Consider the following 23,574-nt stretch of genomic DNA (forward strand, 5'->3'; position numbering starts at 1 on the left):
AATGCAATTATTTCAATACTTCCTTGTTGACGGGATAGGTGACCGGTTTACCGGTGAGATACTCAGTGATCCCCTGGGCGCTGTCCATAGCCATAGCCCGAAGCGCCCCGTTGCTGAGTGCCGCATTGTGGGGAGAGACGATCACATTCTCCATGGAGAAGAGCGGATTGTCATCAGCCGGCGGCTCCTGCTCAAACACATCCAGGCCGGCCCCGGCGATCTCGCCGGACTTCAGGGCCTCGATCATGGCGGCCTCGTCGATCACGGCACCCCGGGCGGCGTTGATGATGAAGGCGGTGTTCTTCATAGCCTTGAACTGCTCCGCACCCACCAGATGGAAGGTAGAGGGGAACAGAGAGGTGTGGACGATGACGAAATCGGACTTTGCATACAGCTCCTCCGGCGTCGCCATGGTGATCCCCAGTCCCTCGACATCCGCCTGCTTCACATAGGGATCCGTGGCCAGAATGTTCATCTCAAAGCCGGAGAGCTTCTTCACCACCAGCCGGGAGATCTTGCCCATGCCGATGATGCCCACCGTGGCGCCCTTCAGCTCGATGGTCTTGTAGGTGTTGCGCTCTTTGAACTGGCCGGCCCGGGTCAGCTGATCCATCTGCACCGTCCGCTTGGACAGTGCCAGCAGCAGCATCACGATATGCTCCGCCACGGCGTTCAGGTTGGAGTAGGGGGCGTTGACCACCAGGATCCCCTTTTCCGTGGCGTGATCCACCGCGATATTGTCCACGCCCATGCCGTGCTTGGCGACTACCTTCAACGTCGGGATGGCGTCCATGATCTCCGCCGTGATCTTCGCCGAACGGATCAGGATCGCGGAGCATCCCTGCGCCTGCCGGATGATCTCGCCGCTCTCCGTGGAAGTGCCCTGCACGACCTCGAAATTCTCCCGGAGATACGCCACCGCATCCGGGTGGATATGCTCGGTCAGAAATACCTTTTCCATGTTTATGTACGCTCCTTCTCAGCCGCGGATCCGGCTGATGGTCTCCTTGCCCCACTTGACGATGATCCCTTCGTCAGAGGAGAGCAGAATATACTGCACGCCCTTGGCCATCAGCGCCTTGGCCGCCTCGGCGGAAGCCGCCGTGGTGCCCACTGCCTTGCCGGCTGCCAGCGTCTTGGCGGTGATGGTGTCGATGGCTGCCTTCACCTCTGGGTCCGTGGTCTTGCCGGGTACACCGTAGGACTGGGACAGGTCCATGGGTCCGATGAAGATGACATCGATGCCGTCCACCTTCAGGACCTCGTCCAGATTCTCCACACAGGTCTTGCTCTCACAGTGGGAGACGATCATCGTGTTGGCATTGGCGGTGTCGATATACTCCTGCACGCCGCAGGTGCCGTAGTCACAAGCCCGCACGCTGGGGGACAGGCCCCGCACGCCCAGGGGGGTATACTTCACATAGGACACCAGGTTCCGGGCCTGCTCCGGGGTATCCACATTGGGCACCTGCACGCCCGCATATCCCAGGTCCAGATTCTGCAGGATCTCCACCTGCTGGTTCTCCCGAACCCGCACAATGGGCGTGATGCCGGCCGCGTCCGCTGCCCGGACGATGTTGGTCAGCTGTTCCCGGTCCACCGCCACATGCTCTGTATCCAGTACGAAGAAGTCGAACCCCGCCAGGGCCAGCAGCTCCGGAACCGCAGGGTCCGTCAGCTTCACAAAGGTGCCGATGGCACTCTCGCCATTGCGAATCTTCTCCTTGAGCATATTCTTGCGCATTTGTATGACTTCCTTTTGTGTAAATTACAGGTTCCGGGGCGAGGCCGGATTTCGGGGCAGCGCGTTCGGTGTCTTACTCTAGAAAAGCCGCCGCCTTCACCAGAAAAAGATTCTGCTGAATAGGGACATTGCTGTCGCGCAGCAGTGCATCCGTTTTCTGTCAGCCACCTTGTCTAAGTTTCTCCCGCCTCCTGCGGTTGCTGTCCGCCCTGTTATTAAGCAATATTTATGCCAAAGTGATAATTCTGCCGAAAACGAATTTTTTCGTGAGGTTCACACAAAAGTCTGGGACGAAATTGTGCATATTGGCTATAAATGCCGCATATATTCGTGCAAAAACAATGCATATTACAGACAACCGCACTCTTCATGTGCGCAAAATTGCATCAGCGTTGCTATTTTGCATACGAGATGACGGAGAAAGGTTTCCCTCTCCCCGTCATCTCTCTTTCGAACCATTTACTTATTTTGTTTTCTGGAAGACATGTCCTTATAAAGCTGCATTTTCCGGGTAATAGTGGACGGATTGACATCCAGCGCTGCAGCGGCCTTGCGAATGGATCCGTATTTTTCGATGGCGCGTTCAATTGCCGCATATTCCGCCCGTTCTACTACGCTTTTCAATGAAACCGTTTCCTCTTCTTCCTCCGCAGATACTTGCTGAGGCCGCCGAAGCTTCAGTGGCAAGTTCTCCCGCCGAATAATGTCGCCCGGAGTGGTAATCACCAAATTTTCCAGCAGATTTTCCAACTCCCGGACATTTCCCGGCCAGCAATATCCTTCAAACGCATCGATCGTGTCTGAATAGATAGATTTATTGGTGTGGTATTTCTGGTTTTCCACCATGAGGAAATGGTTAATCAGCGGAATGATATCCTCCCGGCGCTCCCGCAGCGGCGGAATGAAAATTGAAACCACATTCAGTCGGTAATATAGATCCTCCCGGAACGTTCCCTCTCTGACCATCTGTTCCAGATTGCGATTTGTCGCCGCAATCACTCTTACATCCAAGGCAATGGGTTCTGTCCCGCCCACACGGGTCACTTTTTTTTGCTGTAAGACACGCAGAAGCTTTACCTGCATATGCAGGGGCAGATCGCCGATCTCGTCCAAAAAGACCGTCCCTCCGTTGGCGGCCTCAAACAGGCCCTTGTGTCCCTTGTTGTCCGCCCCGGTAAATGCCCCCTTCTCATAGCCAAACAGCTCAGACTCTATGAGATTTTCTGGAATGGCCCCACAGTTTACCTGCAGATACGGCCAGTCTTTCCGGGGGCTGTTGTTTACAATCAGTTCAGAAATAATTTCCTTTCCCGTTCCGGATTCACCCAGAATCAGTACGGTGGCTCCATCAAATGCGGCCACCCGCTGTGCCAATGTAATAACTTCGTTGAACGCCTTGCTGTTTGCAATAATGGTCCCCTCACCCAGGCGGATCCGCATGCTCTCCAGTTGGCGGGACTGCTGCTGGATAATCGTATCCTTGCTCTTCAGACTGTTCTGGAGTTCATTGAGGGCTGTGATATCCCGGACATTGTTAAATACATATTTGACATTTCCGACATCATCGAAAATGGGTGTGGCCGTAGCCAGAACCGTCAGCCGCGTGTGATAATTGTAGCTGATTTTTGAAATCTGCTTTTTTTGCCGGATAACCTCCAGAATGACAGAATTGGAAAAAATCTTTTCATCCAGAAGCTGTTGCGTCGTTCTGCCCTCCAGTTCCGCTTTGCTGACCCCCAGGAGCGAGGCATTGGCTGAATTTGCAAAGAGCACTTTGCCTTCTCCATCGGTAATCCAAACACCATCAAAAGAGGATTCCATCATTTCAATCAAGGCATTGCTATCAATCACGGCGTATCTCCTTTTATATACTCGCAGCTGCATCGGTTCTACCGACAAATCATTATAATATGGCAAAAATGCCCAATTCCGCAAAATTTCCATGATATATTTATTGCTATTTTATCAAATGCGGGGTTCTCTGTAAAGTGCTTGCCTTTATATCTCACATTTCATGTTTTTCAGGAGAAAAGAATTGTCTTCATGGAGCAACATCCTCATAACGAGCAAAAAGTATTTAACACAACGAATCGTGACAAGGAAAACTTCTCCAACAAAAGGAAGGGCAAGGGGAAGCACAAAAAATGGAATCGTAAAAATTCTGCAAAACTCCGTCATGAATGCTTTTGGCTTCTATGGCTGTATCGGCTCCGAGCATTTCCACGTCGGGCCGTATGCCTTGACTTGAAGTGCGTTTATACCCCATCTTCTGTAAAAAAATTGGTTCATACCTAAAACTAAACGGCGTAGACTGCATACAGTCTGCGCCGCTTAATTTTTCCTTCTTTATCATGATTCCCGCAGCCAGGCAGCGTAGTCTTCCGGGGACAGCCTCCCCGCTTCGCACTCCGCTTTTTTCTCTCTGGCACGTTCGTCCCACGCGTAGAGCTCCTCCGGCTCCAGCTTTCCCGCCTTCATGCGAGCAAAGCGATTCTTGTATTCTCTGCGATAGTCCTGAAACAAGGCATCCCTGCTCTTCCGTTTCGTCCACAGGGCAATGGCGCCCACTTCCCGGCAGGTGCGGCCTTTCTCGTCAAAAGGCCGGCTACAATATTCGGTGTTGGTACGGCCCGTCAGGGCAAAGTATCTCCCGCAGTTTTTGCACACCCGCATCTTCACTTCCCGCTTGATGCACTCCCGGAGGTGGTAGTCAATGAGGTCATAGACCACCTCCGGCTCCAAAACCTATGCAAACACTTCATCGTCGATGAGCTCAAAGCCAACCGGCTGCACACAGAACCGAAAGGCACGGTCTCCTGCTGCCTTGTAGTAGGAGACCATTTTCTGCGGTACCGTTTCCTCGGACTCCTGATCCGTATCCAATACATGTTGGATCAGCTCCAGGATCTGAGCTTGCATCTGCCGAAGCTTCTCCGGCAGATGATACAGATACGCCCGGGGCAGCACGTCCTCTGTATAGCTATTGAATAGCTTGGCATGGGTAAGACGGCAATTCATATCCAGCCGAAACTGCTGAAAATAGATGTGGCGCGAAGCCAAGTCATCCAGCAGCGCAAGCGCGTTCTGGTGATGTTGCTCTTCTTTCGTTGCTGCCAGTTTCCAGAACTCGTCATTCAACTTTTGAATAATGGCGTCTATGGGGTCCAGGTCCATATAGAGCAGCGACATCAAGCTTTCCGGGAACGGGACTGTCTCAGAAAACGTGACCGCTTCGCCAAGTGTCTACTCGCTGTAAAGATAGTGCTCCTGCTCATGGGCGATATAGGTTTTGAATGTGTACCTCATCAAAGCAATGTGCCCCACCCCAGACTAATTTACAAACTGTTCATTAATTGGTCTTGACGCAAAGAGTGTGGTTTGTTACGCCCGGGTTAGGCGAGCAATAGAATAATGCCTTTAAAACCAAGTCTGGATTAGACAGTTAGAAAAATCAAGAATTCTATCTGGCCGCGATTGTACCTCGATAACTGCATACCCACCACCAAAGCCGATACTTGCCGGAAAGAGTGCCGCCAGAACTCTGCTGTCAAGCAACAGGCGCGCCCACTAAGGCGAAAGGAAACGCCGTGCGTGACAAACAAGGCCGCAGAGTAGGAACCGGTACGGCGTGCGGCCCACGAATTTTTGTAAAGGAGGTGCGTGTGATCAGCGTACAAGGTCCGCAGCAAAAGGAAAGCCGCCGAAACTGCTGCAACAGTCCGCCGGCACGCCGCGTTCCGAAAAACGCAGATTCCATCTGCAGACAGTCTAACAGAGAGGCTTCCGGAACGCAAGATTTTGTTCTCTGAATTTCGAAAAGAACACGGAGGTACTCTATGCCGATTCTCGGTGAACGATTCTATCAAATAAGCAATGCCATCTTCTGCTATGACCTGAAACCGATCCCGCTGGCGGTATACAGCTATCTGGTCTGCTGCGCCGGGCAGAAAGAACTTTGCTGGCCCAGCATCAAGACCATCGCACTGCAGCTGTTCGGAAAACGTTGCGAGGGACGCAGTCAGGCAATTAGTGGATCGCGGATTCATCCGCAAGGCGGCAACCAACAAGCTGATGCGCCGCGACGGAAGTTGGCGGCAGAGCAACAACCACTACTACATCCTGCCGCTGCCTGCGCTTTCCACCGCAGGGCATCGTGCAAGCAGGAAATCCACCACAGGAGATGTTGTGGAGGAAGTGTATCAGCAAAACAAAGGATAGCAAGGGAAAGCCCGTGAGCCCAGCAAAGCCCTTTGTAGAGCGGTTTGGGCCCCAGTAAGATCCCAGCTCCTCCCGGGGATTTTGGACGGATTTGGGCCGATTTTGAGGCTCTGCGGAGGACGAAAAAACAGGAGAAAGCCCTGGCGCTTTTATGGCGCCCAGGCAGTCACTTCCGCCCGCAGTGCGGGTGGTTTTCGGGGACATGGGCTGACGCTTTTCCGGAACGCCCAAACTACGATTGACGCTGTTTCCAGAGAAGCAGACGAATATCCCCGCCATTGCGGGACATTCGCTGACGCTATCACGGATTTGGGAGGTATTTGACAATGGGTGAAAACAGACACCGGCACACCGTCTGGATGGACGATGCCGTGTGGGATCAGGTGGAGTCCCACTACCAGAAAGACAACTGCTCCACCAAAAATGAGTATATCGAAAAGGCGATTCAGTTCTACTCCGGCTACCTGAATTCGGAGCGGGCCGGCGATTACCTGCCCCGGGTTCTGGCCGATGTGCTGGAGGGCAAGCTGGGGGCCCTGGGCAAACGGATGGGACACCTGCTGTTCAAGCTGGCGGTGGAGGAGGCCCTCATGGGAAATCTGGTGGCCGCCGGGATGGACGTGGCTCTGGACACACTGCGTAAGACACGGGTCCGGTGCGTGAAGGAGGTCAGAGAAACCAACGGTGAGATCGACATGGATGACGCCCTCGCCTACCAGAAAGGGGTGTAGGAATGGAGGGACTGATTCAGAAGTCGGGCTATATCAAGTCGGGAAGCGGCGGCGGACACTACGCTGAATACATCGCCACCCGGGAGGGTGCGGAGGAGTTGAAGCCCGGCGGCTACCTGGAGTATATAGCGGAGCGCCCCCCCGGTCCCACGGACTGTTCTCCGCCGATAGTCCCGCCGACCTGGAGAAAACTACGGATGAGATCAATGGGCATACCGGCCCGGTGTGGACCCTCATCTACTCCCTGAAGCGGGAGGATGCCGTCCGGCTGGGGTATGACTCCGCGGAGAGCTGGCGGAAGCTGTTGTTGGCTCATCAGACAGAACTGGCCCAGGCCATGAAAATCTCTCCGCAAAATTTCCGCTGGCGGGCCGCCTTTCATGACGAAAAGCACCATCCGCACATCCACATGATGGCCTAATCGTCAGCCCCCAAGCAAGGCTATCTCACGGAAAAAGGCATCGAGCAGATGCGTTCGAAGCTGTCCAATGAGATCTTCCATGACGAGATGCTGTCCCTCTACCAGCAAAAAGATCTATCCTATCAGCAGGTGCGGGACACCGCGATAGAGGCCATGGGGCGGCTCATTCGGAGGATGGAAACAGGTCTGTGCCACAGTCCGGTCATCGAAACGCAAATGGAAACGCTGGCCGGAATGCTGGAAAACTACAAGGGCAAGAAAGTCTACGGCTACCTGAGAAAGCCGGTAAAAGCCCAAGCAGACGCCCATCGTGGATGAACTGGCCAGGCTCCCAGAGGTGGCGGAGTGCTATGGACAATGGAACGAACTTCGGGATGAACTAGAGCGCTACTACAAGGACGCGCCGAGAGAGCACAAACCATTCTCACAGCAAAAGGAGTTCAAAGCCATCAAGAATATGGTCATCCGGGAAGCAGAGGAATTGCGCTTAGGTGCCTTTACCTTCGAAGATACGACCATGAAAGACGAAGTGGATGAGGATCAGGAGGCGGTGTACAACATCTGGAACTCCCGCCGGCAGATGTCTTAGGCATACCAGGCTGCCAAGGAAATCCTGTCAGAGTATGAAAATACAGAGAAAGAAAAAGCAGTACAGGTGCGGATGCTGGAGCAGCTCTGGAATGCCGGCTTCACCGTAGCGGCTCATCTGCTGAACAAGTGCTGGCGGGACAGCATGGGCGTGCTTCCGGATGACGAACAGGCGGAGCTGTGGTTCCGCCGTGCCGCTGAAGCTGGTCATGACTTCTCCCAGTACGCCCTTGGTAAACTGCTGCAAAGTCAAAAGCGAATGGATGAGGCGGTGTCTCGGTATGAAAAAGCGGCGGCACAGGACAATTCCTACGCCGACTGCTGGCTGGGAAAGCTGTACTTCGAAGGAAAAGCGGTCTCAAAGGATGTACCCGGGGCGGTGGACCACCTCACCGCCTCCGCCGAACAGGGCAACCAGTTCGCCCAGTATGCTCTGGGCAGGCTGTATCTCGACGGACGGGAGGTTCCGCGGGACCCGGATCAATCCTGGGACTGGTTCTCTGCGATGGCGGAACAGGGAAACAAGTACGCCCAGTTCTTCCTGGCGCACTTCAATGACACACAGTCCTCATATGCTTCTGGCCGCCACCAAGCTGCTTCACCACCTGGGGCAGATATTCCAGGACAACTCCGTGCCGCCTGCCGCACCGGCGGGACATGGTGTGGACCGAAAGCTGCTCCGAAAGATCAGGGCGAAGAAGATCGTCATGGGCCACAAGCCGGGTGACCATGAAGATCTCGAGCTAACACAAGGCGGCATGGGAGGTATGACAGGATATTGATAGGACCGGAGGATGGTATCAAAATGTGATACCATTGAACTGCACCCCCAGAGATAGACAAAAGTGATAAAATAAAAAAAGGGGGGTAAATATGCCAAAAGGAGTGCCAAATCGTAAGCGTAAAACAGCGGGAAGCATCAACAAAAGGGCGGCCGCATGGCCGCTCTTTTGCTGAATAGGATTAGCAGGATTTTAAGAGTGAATCACTTCTTGCGAAAGAAAATCATGTACCACATCCAAAAGGTGCTCAGGGGGAAGTTGGAGACGAGAATCTTTTTTAACGAGCAAGGCCACAGCGTTTTTGCCGTGGGATAGGGGGAGAAACCACAGAAATTGTGGCCCAGCCATCTGGAAAATGACCTTGTACTAGAATGCCATAGGAGGAAGTGCGGGATGGATGTATCTCGTGGAAAAAATATTTGTAAAGAACATTTGGTGAACATTTGGTTCTTTGGGGATAGTTTCATTACGCTCAAGACCATTCAAAGGGGTGTCTTGCTTACGTATGGTCTGGCGCTTTAAATATTCCGCAAGCCGTATAATGAAATTTTTGGGTGTAGGACGTTCAACCGGAAGATGGTTGCTATAGACTTGCCGCAGGATCTTTTTGTTTCCAGTCTCCCAAATGTTAGTTGTTGTACGTGCTAAGGACCTGGATACAGTTTTTGCTTTCTTTCCAGTCTGTTGCTCGAAAGAATCCGATGTCTTACCCAGATGCAAGGCTTCTGTCCCACCGGTCATGACCAGAGAGACAACACCCAGCAGATCGCTGCTACCTACCGAACCGACGTTTCCTTCAATTTCAAAAATCAGGTCTTGTGTGTCCTCCATAGAAAATACCTCCGGTAAAAAATTTGACGTTAAATCTGTAGTTCGCAAATTCGCCGTTTTGAGACAAAAAGAGACACCAGAAAATTCAGAAACCTAAAAGGAAAAAGAGCCTGCGTATCAGCAGACTCTTTAGCGTACAGTCATATTTTCACAGGGATATCCCAACTGCTTTGCGGGGCGTTCTCCGGCAATAATTTCTCTGCCAAATTCTTTTCCTCTGCCGCGAGTTTCGGAGCATCTCTCAGAAGCCAGGTCAGATACTGGTATGGGGAGAGAGGATTCTCCTTGGCAGTCTCAATCATGCTATAAACAATTGCACTGCTCTGAGCCCCGCCTTCCGTATTTGGAAACAGCTAGTTCTTCCGGCTCATTACAAAGGGTTTCACACTGCGTTCCGCACGGTTATTGAAGATCTCCAGCTGCCCATCCCCCAGAAACCGGATCAGGTATGGCCACTGTTCCCGCAGATAGTACAGTGCCTTGCCCAGCGCGGACTTCGGCACAGCGGCGCTCTTCGTTTCAGCCCATGTCAATAAAGCGTCCATCACCGGCTTGGACCGGGCCAGACGCTGTTCACACCGTTCTTCCGGCGGCAGCCCTGCCAATTCCTGCTCAATCCCGAAGAGGCATTATCCAGCCCCTCCGGTGCCGCACAACCTGCGCGTTGGTCCTTCGGCAGGGCATCCACCGCCTCATCGAATTTTCGCCGCAGGTACGCCCAGCAACCAACCACCCGGATGTTTTTAGGCAACCGGTGGTAACCGGAGTAGCCATCTGCATGGAGCCACCCGGAGAAACTCTCCAGAAAGGCAGCCGCGTTCTCCGCCTTCCGGGTAGGCCGGTACTCATACAGCACAACGGGGGACTTCGCGTCCCCACTGGTGCGGTACAGCCACATATAGCACTTGCTCCGGGCTGCCCGGCCCTCCAGTTTCAGCACCTGCAGCGTGGTTTCATCCGCGTGGAGCACCTGTCGTTGGAGGAGCCGCCTGTGCAGTTCCTCATATACCGGTTTCAGCCAGTCCTCCGCCACCCGCAGCACCCAGTTGCTCATGGTCTGCCGGCTCAACTGCACGCCTGCCCGGTTCCACTCCTGTTCCTGCCGGTACAACGGTGCGTACATCACAAATTTCTGCACCATGATATGGGCGACCGCCTCCGCCGAGACATAGCTGCCGGGAGTCAGGGCAGGGAGCCTTTCCGCCTTGCGGATCGGCGTCTCTGTCCCTTCCTCCTTGCATTTGGGGCAGGCGTAGGTGAAATAAATGTTTTCCCGGATCATCACCTGGGCCGGGATCATCACCAATGTGCGCCGGACGTCCCTTCCAATCTCCATCTTGGCTGTGCCGCACACAGGGCAGTCTGGTTCCTTCTCTGGAATCCGGTGTTCCACCACCTCAACCGGTACATTGTCCGGCAGGACCTCCTCCGGCCTGGAAGAACGCCGGGTATGGGCGGCCACCTCCGTCTCTTTGGCTCTCCGCCTGGACAACCAGGCTTCCGTCTCGTCAAACATGAGGCTCAACTGGGGCCTATCAGTTCTTCTTCCAGCCGCTCCGAGGACACTCCGTAGAGTTTCTTCCTGTTCAGGCGCACTTGCTCCAGAAGCCAGTCCAATTTCTGGTTCAGCTCGTCTCTTTCCGCTTTCAGAGACGCATATTCCGCCCGTGAAATGGTTACCATCTCCGGGGTGCTTGTCCCATGATTTCTTTCATTTTTCATGGGTAAATTATACTATATTTGAACTGGAAAGTCCAGTATTTCCAGGGTTTTCAGCTATTCTACCGCCTAAATGATACGCAGGCCGTCCACCGGACGGTGGGCCTTTAGCTGCTCCACCTTCAGCCCCTCCATCAGCCAGCGGTATTGCTGCGGCGTCAATTGCCGTACCTCGTTTTCCGTTCGCGGCCATTGGTATGCACCCTGTTCCAACCGCTTATACAACAGGATAAATCCATCCCGCTCCCAATAGAGGCCCTTGATGCGGTCCCGCTGTCTGCCGCTCAGGCAACGGCGAGAGCTCTACAAAGGCTGCCGGTGGCTGCGGTGCTGAAACTGCGGGCACAAGTTCTGTGGCTGCCGATGAAAGGATTTCCTTTTCCCGGCGGTAGTACGTCTTTGCCGAAATATTGTGTTCCGCACACCATCCCCTTACGCTCATGCCGCTGCTGCGGCAGTCTATGACCTGTGTCTTCCATTGTTCCAGCTTTGCCTGCCGTTTCAATTCACACGCGCCCATCTTCCCCGCCACCTTCTAAAATGAGAATTCTCGAGAAGTCTTTAGACTTCTCGAGAATTAGTATCTCATATCCTCTTCAACTTTTTAATCCGCCCCCAGCTTTGACGCTTACGCCAAATCGAAGATACAGTGCGGAATTCAAAGTAAAGGTAATCGAAATCATGCGGGCGGAAGGCCTGAACCACAGTGAAGCAGGCCGGCGGTTTGGGATTGAGTCTCATACACTGCTTCAGATATGGGAGTGGATTTACTTGGCGGAAGGGCCGGAAGGTTTCTCTGTTGAACGACGAGGGCACAGCGGATCGGGCCGTCCTCTGAAACGGGTAAGCCAGGACCGTGAGAAAGAGTTGCTGGCTCAAGTACAGCGATTAGAGGCAGAAAATCGATACCTAAAAAATTGCGGGCCTCGGTTTTGGAAGACGAGCAGCGCCAGCGCAAAAAGCGCGGGTGATTCAAGAACTGAGGCCAGAAATCCCTTTGAAGATGCTGCTGTCCGTTGCTCACCTGTCAAGGCCCACATTTTATGATGAGATAAAGCGGATGAAGAAGGGGAACAAGTGCGCATCCGTAAAAAGAGAAATCCAAGCAATTTTTAAAGAACACCGGGGCAGATACGGTTACAGGCGAATCACAGCGGAGCTGGAAAACAGGAAGATTCATTGTAATCACAAGGTAGTCTCCAGACTGATGAAGGAGCTTGGGTTGGTGTGCCGAGTTCGGATGAAGAAATATCGTTCTTACAAGGGCGAGATGGGACAAATTGCGCCAAATCTGTTGGAGAGAAACTTTGAGGCAGAACAGCCAAACGAAAAAATGGTAACAGACGTCACAGAATTTCATCTTTTCGGGCAAAAACTCTACTTATCCATCCTGCTTGATCTGTAAGCCGGGACATTGTAAGCTACACGATTTCAGATCGTCCGGACCTAAAGATGGTGACCTCCATGCTGGAGAAAGCGTTTCATAAAATTCCGGATGGGACAAATCTGATTCTTCACTCGGACCAAGGCTGGCATTACCAGCATAGAAAGTATCGGGACATGCTGAAAGGCAAGGACATTCGGCAAAGCATGAGCCGAAAGGGGAATTGCCTGGATAATGCTGTCGTGGAAAATTTCTTTGGGCTCCTCAAATCGGAGCTGCTTTATCTGCAAAAGTTTGCATCCATAGAGCAGTTTAAAACAGAACTGGTCTCCTATCTTGAATACTACAACAACCGAAGAATCAAATTGAGCCCGGGCGGTCTGCCTCCAGCCGTTCATAGATGTAAAACCCTTGGCGCTGCTTGAGTCAGTCGTAGTTGTCCAATATTTTGGGTGCAGTTCAACTTTTGAAAAAAGGAAATTGTAAAGTCTTTGATAACTCCGATCAAATAGCGTGGCTATTTTATAGAAGTTGCAGTATGTTGTGTTGCTGATAGGAGGCGATCGATATGTCAAAGAAACGAGCCAACGGCGAGGGGAACATCCGCAAACGCAAGAACGGCCGCTGGGAGGGACGATACACTGCCGGGTACGATCCAAAGACCGGCAAACGCATCAACAAAAATGTGTTGGGTAAGACGCAGGCGGAGGTTCGGGAAAAACCGAAAACAGCCATGGCGGAGTGTCAGGGGCTGGACGTCAGCAGAGAAGCCGATGAACACACAGTAGCCACCTGGCTGAAAATGTGGTATGAACTCTATGCCAAGCCCAACGTCCGCACAGCCACCGCCAACCGCTACCAGCTCATCATCGATACCTACACCGTCCCCCGCATCGGGAATATCAAATTGAAGAAGATGACCACCCGGCATCTGCAGAAGCTCTACAAGGAGTTATTAGAAAACGGTAGAATCCATGTTGGAAAGAACCAGAGCAAAGGGCTCAGCACCACCACGGTCCGCAGCGTCCACCTGATGCTCCACGCCGCTCTGGACCGGGCAGTAAAAGAACGGCTCATTCCCCGAAACCCCTGCGAGAACTGCATCGTCCCAAAGCCCCGAAAACTGGACATGAAAGTCTTATCTCCAGAGCAGATGGGGGGCTATTTTGGAAGCCGCACAGCGGCGAGATCTGCTCTCTATGTTTTATCTGGAACTGGTCAGCGGATTGCGGAAGGGAGAACTGGTGGCCCTGCGGTGGGACGACCTGGATGTCCAAAGCAAAACTATCTCGGTAAGCAGACAGTATGTCCGAAACCCGGATGGAAGTCTGGAGCTCACAAGGCCCAAAACCGAAAACTCAGTACGTCTGGTGTCTATCCCACAGGCAGCGGTGGACCTGCTGCTCCAGGAGCATGACCACCATCCGGATAATCCATACATGTTCCCCTCTCCATTAGCCGGAGAGATGTATCACCCGGACAGCGTGGTAAACCTCCACAAAAAGATCCTGAAGGACGCCGGATTGGAACATCTCAGATTCCACGATCTCCGGCACACCTTCGCCACCACAGCTCTCCAGAATGGCGTGGACGTGAAAACAGTGTCCTCCATGCTAGGGCACTTTGACGCCGGTTTCACCCTCCGCACCTACACCCACGCAACAAGGCAAAAGCAGGATGAGGCAACCCAGACCATGGGCAGCTTCATGGAACAGGTCATGTAAGACAGAGAGAAAAATGCCGGACGGGAAGGCAAATCTTCCCGTCCGGCACTCTTGTGTCCGTTATTTCCTTTCTAAAGTGCTCCCCAAGTCAAGGACAAAATCATTTGACCCATTGCGGCAGCATTCCGGCGGGGTGCTCACCTGTGGAGATGTACTCGTAAAATTCGTTTGGGGACAGCTTCGCCAAGTCCCACTGGCAGCGGTCCTGGTTGTAATAATCCATCCAGCGGTCAATGGATGCCTTCGCATCCGCAAAGGATGTCCAACCGGGGATCTCACCGGCCAGCTCGTCTTTCATGTGCCCGAAAAAGCTCTCCTGGGGTGCGTTGTCCCAGCAGTTGCCCCTGCGGGACATGGAGCGCCGCAGCTCCCGGCTCTCCACCAGTTGAATGAATTTCAAGCTGGTGTAGTGGGTGCCCTGGTCACTGTGGATCACAGTCTCTTTGTTCAGCGAGGTGCCGTAGTTCTGCACCAGCCGCTCCACCATCTCCAGAACGAAATCCACTTCCAGAGATTCGCTCACGGCATAGGATAAGACCTGTTTCGTGCAGGCGTCCAGGATCGTGGACAGATAGCAGAACTTCCCATTCAAAGGGATATAGGTAATATCCGTCAGGAGGATGGCCCTGGGACCGCGTGATTCAAATTCCCGGTTCACCAGATTCTCCGCGGTGCTGCCCATCCGGATAGACCTCTGTAATCTGCGGTAGGGATTCGGCTTCCGAATGGGGCAGGTGAGACGGTACTTCCGCATGAGCCGGCGGATTTTCTTCACATTCATCCGCACGCCCATGTGCAGCAGCCGCATGTGGATGCCCCGGGCGCCCTTTGCGTAGCTGCGGAACCGGTACGCCTCTAAAATCCACTCAAAATCTGCCCGGTCCCTCTGCTCCCTCGTTTCCCTGGCTCGTTCGGAACGCACCCAGTTGTAATAGCCGGAGCGGGACACACCGGCCAATTCGCACAGCTCTTTCACGGTGAGGATGTTCTTCCGGTCCGCCAACGCCTCCTGGATGGCCGCGAACCGTTCTCCGGCACTGTCCATGACTACTGTTCCGGCTTGTCGTGCAGCCGCATGACTTTTTTTAAAAACGCCATCTGCTGCTGGAGGCACAGGATCTCCCGCCGCATCCGTCTGGCAGCTTCGACAGACGGGGAGTCCGCCGATGTTGTCTCCTTCTGCAGGCGCACGCCGCCCCGGGTGCCCTCACGAAGCCCTTCCAGAGACTTGGCTTCCCGCCGAATGCGCTTGGTGGTGTTGTGGACCCGCTCGAAGCCCAGGACTTCCGTGTTATAGCCCAGCTTGCGGAAGGCGGCCGGTCCGGTGTACCCTTGCAGGCTCAAGGCCCAGAACGCCTCCTTGAAGGCGAGGGTGTAGGAGATCGTGTCCGCTGTCACGCACCGTGTGTACGGGTTTGCCCGTAGATGCCGGATCTCCTCCGGCGTGAATTGTTTTTTTGTGCTCATGCAGCACCTCCATCTGGTGATCTTATTTTATCACAGATGAGGTGCCTCTGACCCTATGGGTCAAATGCGTGTCCACTAAACGGGGCCGTGGGTCAAATCCATCGTGTCCATTTTCTTGGGTACAGTTTATGCCCTGTCTGGGTCACGGTTTGGGTCAACCCGCTGCCCCACATTTTGACCCACACGAAAAAGTCCACATTCGCAACAAAAAAACACCTGAAATCCGAAGATTTCAGGTATTTGTTGGAGCTGCTGGGCGGATTCGAACCGCCGACCTCATCCTTACCAAGGATGCGCTCTACCTACTGAGCTACAGCAGCATAAAATGGCGACCCGGAACGGGCTCGAACCGTCGACCTCTAGCGTGACAGGCTAGCGTTCTAACCAACTGAACTACCGGGCCATTTTGTAGGCTCGTCCTATTATAAGCAAATACATCCTGCCTTCTAAAGATTCCAATGGCAGGAGCAGAAGAATTCGAACCCTCGGCATGCGGTTTTGGGATGGCTACAAAGAGCAACGTTCCTCTACTGCCCCAAACACTTACCAATCCATAGCAGTTCGCTCTTCACAATTCTGACGTTTTCTTGATGCTGTCATCCTTTGGGACAACGCATCCGCCGCACAGAACAATAAGGATTATACTTTACGCCGCAGCTTTTGTCAATCCTTTTTTTGATTTTTGAGACATTTTTTTAATGTCTCCATTATCCAGCAGACAGACAGCTGCCTTGAGGCACCTTTGCAGCAGGTGTGTTTTGTCGCTTCACAATTCTACTGATTTTGGAGTCCCAAGGGAAGCTGTGTTTTCGCCGTTTCCCTTTTTCTTTTGCCAACAAAAATTTTACACTAACCAGACCAAATCTCTGAAATTTCCAGCGCCAAGGATGACCGTAGCGCACAGACATGGAAAAAGCCGCCCCTCAAAAACCAAGGCGCATAAAACAATGGAAAGCCCTTTCCTCGGGGAACTTCAAACCTATGAGAAAGAGCCATACTGGCGCCCTCGATGGATGCCTCCTTCCGGAGATGGCCGATAGCCTGCTGATCTGCATGGAAAGTATGGTGAACCAAGGCCAGCGTCTACAAAGAGGCCACCTGGGTCAAGAAGCTGAAAAACACGCTGAATATCCAGTTCCACCAGTCCATTGCAGAGCACTTCTCCTGGGCTGGTCTGGAAAATTCTGAAATACCGGGAGAGCTACAGCCATATGAATCACGCTTTGGACAAGAGGGATGCCACCAGCGCGGATATCCTGCTAGATATTATTGTGAAGCTCTGGAGTTGCTGCAGTCCATTTTCTTTTCACCCGCACCTCGGCCGCAAGAGAAAACACCGCCAGGAACGGTGTTTTTTCTGTCACTCTTCAAATTGAAAAAACGCTCTGCCATCATGTCAGAGAACGGCAGGTCCCCCGCTGGACCAGGCTGGGCATCAAAATCTGGTGCACATAACCCTGGGTCCCCTTTTCGATCTTGTCCAGCAGCATATCCACCGCCTGGACGGCCATTTCCTTTTTCGGCTGCTCAATGGTGGTAAGGTCGATGCGCGGCAGCGCAGTGGAGGGGATGTTGTCAAATCCGATGAGGGACAGATCCCCCGGGATGCGGATATGGAGCTCGTCAGCCGCCTTCAGGATGCCCAGTGCGTTGGAGTCCGTAGAGGCAAAGATCGCTGTATAGTCGATGGGCTTTGCAAACAGCTCCTTGACCATCTGATATCCATTCTCGATGGAGGACCGGGCAAAGTCGCTGTGATGGAGCCTGGGTTCCAGCCCGAATTGCCGGCAGGCCCGCAGATAGCCCTCCGCCCGGAGCTGATGGGTAGTGGAGTTCCGGCAACCGAAGTACAGGATCTCCCGGTGTCCCAGTCCGTAGAGATACTCCACCCCCAGATAGGCGCCTCGGCTGTTGTCCACAGATACGTAGCTCTGGGGCTGATCCCGCAGATTCTCGCTGAGAAACACCGCAGGGATCTGCTCCAGCAGCGGGGCGATCTTCTCATAGGTGGCCGGGGACTGGGGGACGATCAAAATCCCGTCCACCCGGCGGCCCAGCAGCAGTTTGACCACCATCTCCTCCTGTTTCAAATCCGGCTCTGAGTTGCACAGCATAATGTTGTAGCCCCTGGCCCGGGCGCTCATCTCCACATAATAGGCCAGCTGGGACATGAACTCATTTTCAATGGCCGGCACCACCAGTCCCAGCAGATACGTCTTTTTCATCACCATGGAGCGGGCCACGTAGTTCCCCGTGTACCCCATCTCGTCGCACAGGCGGACAATCCGCTCCCGCGTGCTCTTTCCGATCTGGTTACTCCCCGACAGAGCCCGGGATACCGTTGCATAAGAGACACCGGCGGCCTTGGCCACATCCTTCAGTGTCACGTTCTTCATGATCTCTGTCCTTTCCATCGGTCCACGCCTGAGCCGGTTCCATTGCGTAAACGTTTTCATTTTGACGCCGTTAAAATCAAACAAATCGTCAATTTCACTTTTCTTATTGAACAGCATATAGAATTATATCAAACTTGTCAATATCTCCGAAAAAATTATCATTATAGTAATTTCTCCAAATCTGCCGAAGATTCTTTGGCGGGCGCCGACTTGACAAATGACAGACGGATATCCTAAAATAAAATCAAGAAAACCGCAAACGTTTACATTCTTCAGCTGTCCGTTTACAGAAGCTCTCCTGCCCACTGTGAATGGCGGCCTGAAACATAGGGGAGGTCTTTTGATGTCTGTATCCAATCACGGCGGTGCCCAGCTGGCAGAGGCCGTCCGGCATGCCTATGCCGCAGGGCAGGACGACTATCATCTGGAGCCCATGGTGCTGACTGAGCGCGGCGTTCCCGTCGGCCGCATCCGGGATCACGACGCGGTGGTGTTCTGCTGCCGCCGGGGTGAGCGGGAGATCGAGCTGACGGAACTGTTCACGGCGGACGACTTCCGGGCCGTGGAGCGCCGGAAGCTGAAGGATCTGTACTTCGCTATCCTGACACTGTATCACGACAAGTTCAAGCATCTGCCCATCGCCTTTGCGCCGGAACACGTGGTAAAACCTTTGGCCCAGGTCCTCTCCGAGGCCGGAAAAACCCAGTTCCACTGCGCGGAGTCCGAGAAGTTCGCCCATGTGACCTTTTTCTTCAACGGCGGGGAAAACACCTCCTTCCCCGGTGAAGAGGATGTGTGCGTCCCCTCTCCCAAAGGCATCGACTTTGACCAGAAGCCGGAGCTCTCCCTGCCGGAGGTGGCCCGGACTGTGGCGGGCGCCCTGGGGAAATACGACTTCATCGTCACCAACTTCGCCAACGGTGATGTCATCGGCCACACCCAGAACACCGCCGCCAAGCTGGATGCCTGCGGTTACGTCAGCCGGGCCCTGGAGCAGGTGGTGGATGCTGCCCTGGCCCAGGACTACGTGGTGGCCATCACTGCGGACCACGGCAATATCGAAAAGCTGTACACCGTTGCCGGGAAGCCGGACGGCTCCCACACCACCAATCTGGTGCCCTTTATTCTGATAGACTCCCGTCAGGAGGACCCCATCTCCCTGCGGGACGGTGCCCTCTGCGACGTGGCTCCCACAATATTAGACGTCATGGGCCTTCCTCAGCCCCTGGAGATGACCGGCCGCTCCCTGGCGGAGGGACACGCCTGGAGCCGGGGGCGGAGGATGCTCCTCATCATCTGCGACGGCTGGGGCCTGGGCGCCGGCGATGAGGGCGACGCCATCCACCTGGCCCACACCCCCTACTGGGACGCCCTTTTGGAAAATCGCTCCTGGTGCCGCCTGCAGGCCTCCCGTGAATTTGTGGGCCTGGGGGCCGGCAAGGCCGGCAACTCCGAGGCCGGACACTCCAATCTGGGGGCTGGCCGGTGCGTCATGCAGGACGACGTGCGGCTGGACGCGGCGGTGCAGGACGGCTCCTTCGCCCGCAATCCGGTCTTTCTGGAGGCCATCGAGCATGCCAGACGGAACCATGCCTCCCTGCATCTGCTGGCCTACCTCACCCATAAGTCCTCCCACGGGTGCATCGACTATCCCCTGGCCATCTGTGAGATGGCCAAGAAGCAGGGCCTGGAGGAGGTCTACTTCCACATCATCTTCGACGGCCGCTCCACCGAACCCGGCTCCGCCCCCGCGCTGCTGGCGGAGCTGGACAGCCGCCTGGACCAGATCGGGCTGGGGCGGATCGTGGACGGCGTTGGCCGGGGCGTGGTCCTGGACCGGGACAAGAATTACGACAAGGTAAAGCGGGCATACGATGCCCTGACAGACGGCCTGGGCGCCTGGTATTCATGAGCGCCGACGCTCGGCCCGCGCGGGATGCGCTCCTCATTCCGCGCGGGCCCTGTATTTGTGATACAGCCGCCAAGGGCGTGCTGCGAGATTGTCTGCACATTGGAAAAGAGGTGCGCTATGAAAACCGTGTTGGGCTATCTGCGCCCCCATGCCGGGCGGGTCGCCGCCGGTGCCGCCATCAAATTCACCGCAGCGGTCCTGGAGCTGATCCTCCCCCTCCTGCTGGCAGAAATCATCGACGAGCTGGTGCCCGCCGGCGACACTGCCGCCATCTGGCGGACCGGCGGCTGGATGTCGCTGCTGGCTCTTGGGGCGGTGGGCTGCAACATTACCGCCAACCGGATGGCCGCCTGGGTCTCCATGGAGATGACCCGGGTACTGCGCCAGGATCTCTACCGCCGGATCCAGGGACTCTCCTGCACCCAGGCAGATCAATTCTCACCCTCCTCCCTGGTGTCCCGCCTCACCAATGACACCTACAATGTCCACCAGATGTTTGACAAGGTCCAGCGGGGCGGCATCCGGGCCCCCATGCTGGTGTTGGGCGGATTGATACTGACCTTTCTGCTGGAGCCCTCTCTGGCGCTGGTGCAGCTGGCGGTGAGCCTTCTCACCTTTCTCACCATTACGCTGGTGACCCGGCGGGGGATCCCCCACTACACCAGAGCTCAGGCGGCTGTGGACACGGTGGTACGCATCCTCCGGGAGAACGCCGCCGGGGTGCGGGTGGTAAAGGCCCTCGCCTGTCAGGTCAGGGAGCGGGATCGCTTTGACACAGCCAACCAGGCCCAGCGGCAGGCAGAGGCGCAGGCTGGGCAGGTCATGGCGCTGGCAAACCCCATAACCGATCTGCTGCTGAACGCCGGGCTCATCCTGGTAGTCCTGGTGGGGGCCCTGCGGGTCAACGCGGGACTGATGCCCCCCGGGCAGATCGTCGCCTTTATGACCTACTTCACTCTGATCCAAAGCGCCACACTGGGGCTTGCCAAGGTGTTCGTGAAGGTCAGTAAGGGCGCCGCATCCGCCCGCCGGATCCAGGAGGTCCTGCTGGCCCCGGAGCAGCAGCGGCAAACAGCGCCCCTGCCTGCTGGCGGCGGTTTTCTGGGCATGGACCGCGTCACATTCTCCTATCAGGGTGCCAAGCCGGATGTGGAGGCGGCGTCCTTCCTCTTGCGCCAAGGCGGGATGCTGGGAATCCTGGGGCCCACCGGCAGCGGCAAGAGCACACTGACCGCCCTGCTGCTGCGGCTGTATGACGCAGACCGGGGCGTGGTCTGGGTGGGCGGCATGGATGTAAAGGCCCAGGATCGCCGGGCACTCCAGAGCCGCTTCGGCGTGGTCTTTCAAAGCGACGACCTGATCCGCGGCACCGTCTATGAAAATATCTCCTTCCTGCGAAATCTCCCACGGCCAGCGGTGGAAGCCGCCGCCCGGACGGCCCAGGCGTGGCCCTTTATCTCCCAGCTGCCTCAGGGTCTGGACACCCCGCTGGACCTGGGCGGCGCCAACCTCTCCGGCGGCCAGCGCCAGCGGCTGCTGATCGCCCGGGCCCTGGCGGACCGGCCGGAGATCCTGATACTGGACAATGCCGACAGCGCCCTGGACTACTCCACAGCCGCCGCGCTGCGGCAGGCGCTGCGGCGGGATTTCCCCGGCACTACCCTGGTGATAATCTCCGAGCGGGTGTCCGCCGTGCGTGAAGCGGACTGCATTCTGGTCCTGGAAAACGGCCGCATCGATGCCCAGGGCTGCCACGACGCGCTGATGGCCTCCTGCCGGCGCTATCAGCGCATGGCCAAGCTCCAGATGGGAGGTGATGTCGAATGAAACGACATCTGTTTCGCCGGATGGGCCGGTTCCTGCGGCCCCAGGCGTCGTCCCTAGCAGGGGCTGCGGCGCTGGCCGCTCTGTCCGGTCTGCTGGCGCTGCTGGTGCCTCTCGTGGCGGGCTGGGCGGTGGAGGCCATCGGGACTGGGCCGGGGGCTGCGGACCTGACCGCGGTGCTGCGGTACTGTGCCGCAGGTCTCGGAGCCGCTGTCCTGTCCGCTGTTTGCAGCTACGGCGCCTCCGCCGCCCTGGTGCGGGTGGGGCAGACCGTATCCTACACATTGCGGAAGGCAGCTTTTCAGCAAATCACTCAGCTACCGGTCCGGTATTTTGACACCCACCCGGCGGGGGATCTGATCAGCCGGGTCTGCTATGATGTGGACACGGTCAACGCCGCCCTGTCCACTGATCTGCTCCAGATCGGCACCAGCCTGCTGACGGTCATTGGCTCCTTTGTGATGCTGCTGATGCTCTCCCCCCTGCTCTCCGGCGTGTTTTTCCTGACCGTGCCGCTCTCCGTCCTGCTGACGCGGCTCCAGATGAAGCATATCCACCCCCTGTTCCGCCGCCGCTCCCAGGAGCTGGGGGCCTTGAATAGCTTTGCGGAGGAGCGGGTCAGCTGCCAGCGGGCCATTCGGGTCTACGGCGTCGAGGCGGCAGATCTTCGGCAGTTCGCCGAGAAAAACGACGCCGCCTCCGAGACGTACTACAAGGCCGACTGCGCCAGCACGGCCCTGGGGCCCTCCGTCAACTTCATCAACAACCTCTCCCTGGCGGCGGTCAGTGTCTTTGGTGCCCTGCTGTACTTAGGCGGCGGACTGTCCCTGGGGGCGCTGTCCTCCTTTGTGCTGTACTCCCGCAAATTCTCCGGTCCTATCCGGGAGACGGCGGAGCTCCTCAGCGACCTGCAGGCCTCCGTGGCCGCGGCGGAGCGGGTTCTGGATCTGCTGGACCAGCCGGCAGAGGATGGCGACTTGCCGGGCGCCCGGGAGCCATGCAAGCTCTCCGGCGCCATCTCCTTCCGCCATGTGGACTTCGGCTATGACCCCGCCCACCCGGTGCTGCGGGACTTCAGCGCGGACATCCCCGCCGGCAGCATGGTGGCTGTGGTGGGGCCCACCGGGGCCGGCAAGACCACCCTGGTCTCCCTCCTGCTGCGGTTCTATACGCCCCAGAAGGGCTCCATCACCATTGACGGGCTGCCCATCCAGCAGTACACCCGGGACGGCCTCCGGCGCCGCTTGGCCATCGTCTTGCAGGACGGCTGGCTGTGCGGCGGCACCATCGCGGAAAACATCGCCTACGGCGTGCCGGGCGCCACCCGCGCCCAGATCGAGGCCGCCGCCAAGGCAGCCTGTATCCATTCCTTTCTCTCCTCCCTGCCGGATGGATATGATACCGCACTCACTGACAGCGGCGCCGGCCTCTCCAAGGGCCAGCGGCAGCTGCTGGCCCTTGCCCGCTGCTTCCTCTCCAATGCGGACATCGTGATCTTGGACGAGGCCACCTCGGACGTGGACCCGGAGACCGAGGAGCAGATCAGCGCCGCCCTGGAGCGGCTGCGGAGGGGGCGCACCTGTTTCCTCATCGCCCACCGTCTGGCCACAGTGCGCACGGCGGACCGCATCCTGGTACTGCAGGACGGCCGGATCGCCGAGCAGGGCACTCACCAGCAGCTGCTGGATGCCGGCGGCATCTATCGGGTCCTATACGATGCCCAGTTCTCCTGACAGCCCCCCGGATTTCATGACAACACGGAGAGGCGCCCCGGCCATTCAGCCGGGGCGCCTCTCCGCAAGAAAGAGAAAAAGTAAAGTGAGCAAATTAAAT

Annotated in this window: 27 protein-coding genes, 2 tRNA genes and 1 pseudogene; 14 read left to right on the top strand and 16 right to left on the bottom strand. The window is 56.0% G+C overall.

Translation table 11 applies throughout. The features are described from left to right. Positions 1–7 precede the first annotated feature (7 nt). From DN611_RS14835 to DN611_RS14860, 5 genes are all read right to left on the bottom strand, one after another. Complete coding sequence (locus DN611_RS14835) at positions 8–961, bottom strand: hydroxyacid dehydrogenase (RefSeq protein ID WP_119311738.1); 954 nt, start codon at positions 959–961, stop codon at positions 8–10. Positions 962–979: 18 nt separating this feature from the next. Continuing rightward, complete coding sequence (locus DN611_RS14840) at positions 980–1,744, bottom strand: HpcH/HpaI aldolase family protein (RefSeq protein ID WP_119311739.1); 765 nt, start codon at positions 1,742–1,744, stop codon at positions 980–982. Positions 1,745–2,203: 459 nt separating this feature from the next. After that, entirely contained in the window at positions 2,204–3,595 is a 1,392-nt protein-coding gene (locus DN611_RS14845; protein ID WP_160117452.1) for a sigma-54 interaction domain-containing protein, read from the bottom strand. A gap of 498 nt (positions 3,596–4,093) precedes the next feature. Continuing rightward, positions 4,094–4,474, bottom strand: a complete 381-nt coding sequence (locus tag DN611_RS14855; RefSeq protein ID WP_136891233.1) for a DUF6076 domain-containing protein — start codon at positions 4,472–4,474, stop codon at positions 4,094–4,096. Positions 4,475–4,489: 15 nt separating this feature from the next. Beyond that, complete coding sequence (locus tag DN611_RS14860) at positions 4,490–4,933, bottom strand: hypothetical protein (protein WP_119311743.1); 444 nt, start codon at positions 4,931–4,933, stop codon at positions 4,490–4,492. 647 nt (positions 4,934–5,580) lie between these two features. Here DN611_RS14860 and DN611_RS16580 point away from each other — a divergent pair. The 6 genes from DN611_RS16580 to DN611_RS17130 all read left to right on the top strand — a co-directional run bounded on the left by DN611_RS16580 (position 5,581) and on the right by DN611_RS17130 (position 8,429). Further along, positions 5,581–5,979, top strand: coding sequence for a hypothetical protein (locus DN611_RS16580; RefSeq protein ID WP_136891234.1), 399 nt, complete (start codon positions 5,581–5,583; stop codon positions 5,977–5,979). 309 nt (positions 5,980–6,288) lie between these two features. Beyond that, the gene (locus DN611_RS14865) at positions 6,289–6,693 is read left to right on the top strand and encodes a hypothetical protein (RefSeq protein ID WP_119311744.1); all 405 of its coding nucleotides are present in this window, start codon (positions 6,289–6,291) and stop codon (positions 6,691–6,693) included. 202 nt (positions 6,694–6,895) lie between these two features. Next, entirely contained in the window at positions 6,896–7,114 is a 219-nt protein-coding gene (mobL, locus tag DN611_RS17115) for a relaxase MobL (RefSeq protein WP_249390901.1), read from the top strand. A gap of 48 nt (positions 7,115–7,162) precedes the next feature. Further along, the gene (locus DN611_RS17120; RefSeq protein ID WP_249390864.1) at positions 7,163–7,432 is read left to right on the top strand and encodes a hypothetical protein; all 270 of its coding nucleotides are present in this window, start codon (positions 7,163–7,165) and stop codon (positions 7,430–7,432) included. After that, positions 7,425–7,703, top strand: coding sequence for a relaxase MobL (locus DN611_RS17125; RefSeq protein ID WP_249390865.1), 279 nt, complete (start codon positions 7,425–7,427; stop codon positions 7,701–7,703). Before DN611_RS17120 ends, DN611_RS17125 begins: the two co-directional genes overlap by 8 nt. A 72-nt stretch (positions 7,704–7,775) precedes the next feature. Next, positions 7,776–8,429, top strand: a complete 654-nt coding sequence (locus DN611_RS17130) for a tetratricopeptide repeat protein (protein WP_249390866.1) — start codon at positions 7,776–7,778, stop codon at positions 8,427–8,429. Between the two features lie 421 nt (positions 8,430–8,850). Here the strand turns inward: DN611_RS17130 and DN611_RS14875 are convergent, their stop codons facing one another. The 6 genes from DN611_RS14875 to tnpA form a co-directional block, all read right to left on the bottom strand. Further along, positions 8,851–9,315, bottom strand: a complete 465-nt coding sequence (locus tag DN611_RS14875; protein WP_119311745.1) for a sporulation initiation factor Spo0A C-terminal domain-containing protein — start codon at positions 9,313–9,315, stop codon at positions 8,851–8,853. A 140-nt stretch (positions 9,316–9,455) separates the two neighbouring features. Beyond that, a complete protein-coding gene (locus DN611_RS17135) occupies positions 9,456–9,617 on the bottom strand; it encodes a transposase domain-containing protein (protein WP_021751533.1) in 162 nt (53 codons plus the stop codon). A 51-nt stretch (positions 9,618–9,668) separates the two neighbouring features. Further along, complete coding sequence (locus DN611_RS17140) at positions 9,669–9,920, bottom strand: IS66 family transposase (RefSeq protein ID WP_256264667.1); 252 nt, start codon at positions 9,918–9,920, stop codon at positions 9,669–9,671. Then, the gene (gene tnpC, locus DN611_RS14880; protein ID WP_302201504.1) at positions 9,860–10,807 is read right to left on the bottom strand and encodes an IS66 family transposase; all 948 of its coding nucleotides are present in this window, start codon (positions 10,805–10,807) and stop codon (positions 9,860–9,862) included. Before tnpC ends, DN611_RS17140 begins: the two co-directional genes overlap by 61 nt. Before the next feature lie 296 nt (positions 10,808–11,103). Next, positions 11,104–11,322, bottom strand: a complete 219-nt coding sequence (tnpB, locus tag DN611_RS14885; protein WP_119311746.1) for an IS66 family insertion sequence element accessory protein TnpB — start codon at positions 11,320–11,322, stop codon at positions 11,104–11,106. Beyond that, the gene (gene tnpA / locus DN611_RS17355; protein ID WP_394802918.1) at positions 11,252–11,554 is read right to left on the bottom strand and encodes an IS66 family insertion sequence element accessory protein TnpA; all 303 of its coding nucleotides are present in this window, start codon (positions 11,552–11,554) and stop codon (positions 11,252–11,254) included. The genes tnpB and tnpA overlap by 71 nt, the downstream gene beginning before the upstream one ends. 20 nt (positions 11,555–11,574) lie before the next feature. Here tnpA and DN611_RS17145 point away from each other — a divergent pair, with 20 nt between their 5' ends. The 5 genes and pseudogenes from DN611_RS17145 (at position 11,575) to DN611_RS17155 (ending at position 14,142) form a co-directional block, all read left to right on the top strand. Continuing rightward, positions 11,575–12,081 carry a transposase gene (locus tag DN611_RS17145; protein ID WP_317258894.1) on the top strand — a complete coding sequence of 169 codons (507 nt, stop codon included), beginning with the start codon at positions 11,575–11,577 and terminating at the stop codon, positions 12,079–12,081. 13 nt (positions 12,082–12,094) lie between these two features. Beyond that, entirely contained in the window at positions 12,095–12,439 is a 345-nt protein-coding gene (locus DN611_RS14890) for an IS3 family transposase (RefSeq protein ID WP_160117453.1), read from the top strand. Between the two features lie 47 nt (positions 12,440–12,486). Then, complete coding sequence (locus DN611_RS14895; RefSeq protein WP_249390868.1) at positions 12,487–12,843, top strand: IS3 family transposase; 357 nt, start codon at positions 12,487–12,489, stop codon at positions 12,841–12,843. 377 nt (positions 12,844–13,220) lie between these two features. Beyond that, positions 13,221–13,316: pseudogene (locus tag DN611_RS17150) on the top strand (hypothetical protein); the annotation flags it as partial. Between the two features lie 301 nt (positions 13,317–13,617). Further along, positions 13,618–14,142, top strand: coding sequence for a site-specific integrase (locus tag DN611_RS17155; RefSeq protein ID WP_249390870.1), 525 nt, complete (start codon positions 13,618–13,620; stop codon positions 14,140–14,142). Between the two features lie 100 nt (positions 14,143–14,242). Here DN611_RS17155 and DN611_RS14905 read toward each other — a convergent pair whose 3' ends face one another. The 5 genes from DN611_RS14905 to DN611_RS14925 form a co-directional block, all read right to left on the bottom strand. Next, on the bottom strand, positions 14,243–15,187 hold the full coding sequence (locus DN611_RS14905) for an IS3 family transposase (protein ID WP_025544101.1): 945 nt from the start codon (positions 15,185–15,187) through the stop codon (positions 14,243–14,245). 2 nt (positions 15,188–15,189) lie between these two features. Beyond that, positions 15,190–15,609, bottom strand: coding sequence for an HTH domain-containing protein (locus tag DN611_RS14910; protein ID WP_025544103.1), 420 nt, complete (start codon positions 15,607–15,609; stop codon positions 15,190–15,192). 244 nt (positions 15,610–15,853) lie between these two features. Continuing rightward, a tRNA-Thr gene (locus tag DN611_RS14915) sits at positions 15,854–15,929 on the bottom strand. A 6-nt stretch (positions 15,930–15,935) separates the two neighbouring features. Then, positions 15,936–16,012 (bottom strand) — tRNA-Asp (locus DN611_RS14920). A 988-nt stretch (positions 16,013–17,000) separates the two neighbouring features. Next, positions 17,001–18,005 carry a LacI family DNA-binding transcriptional regulator gene (locus DN611_RS14925; RefSeq protein ID WP_025543572.1) on the bottom strand — a complete coding sequence of 335 codons (1,005 nt, stop codon included), beginning with the start codon at positions 18,003–18,005 and terminating at the stop codon, positions 17,001–17,003. A 343-nt stretch (positions 18,006–18,348) separates the two neighbouring features. Between DN611_RS14925 and DN611_RS14930 the strand changes: the two genes are divergently transcribed. From DN611_RS14930 to DN611_RS14940, 3 genes are all read left to right on the top strand, one after another. Continuing rightward, entirely contained in the window at positions 18,349–19,917 is a 1,569-nt protein-coding gene (locus tag DN611_RS14930) for a sulfatase-like hydrolase/transferase (RefSeq protein WP_119311749.1), read from the top strand. A 117-nt stretch (positions 19,918–20,034) separates the two neighbouring features. Then, the gene (locus DN611_RS14935) at positions 20,035–21,744 is read left to right on the top strand and encodes an ABC transporter ATP-binding protein (protein WP_119311750.1); all 1,710 of its coding nucleotides are present in this window, start codon (positions 20,035–20,037) and stop codon (positions 21,742–21,744) included. After that, on the top strand, positions 21,741–23,474 hold the full coding sequence (locus DN611_RS14940) for an ABC transporter ATP-binding protein (protein ID WP_119311751.1): 1,734 nt from the start codon (positions 21,741–21,743) through the stop codon (positions 23,472–23,474). Before DN611_RS14935 ends, DN611_RS14940 begins: the two co-directional genes overlap by 4 nt. The last annotated feature ends 100 nt before the right edge of the window (positions 23,475–23,574 follow it).

The organism is Oscillibacter sp. PEA192, assembly GCF_003574015.1.
Lineage (GTDB): Bacteria > Bacillota > Clostridia > Oscillospirales > Oscillospiraceae > Oscillibacter > Oscillibacter welbionis.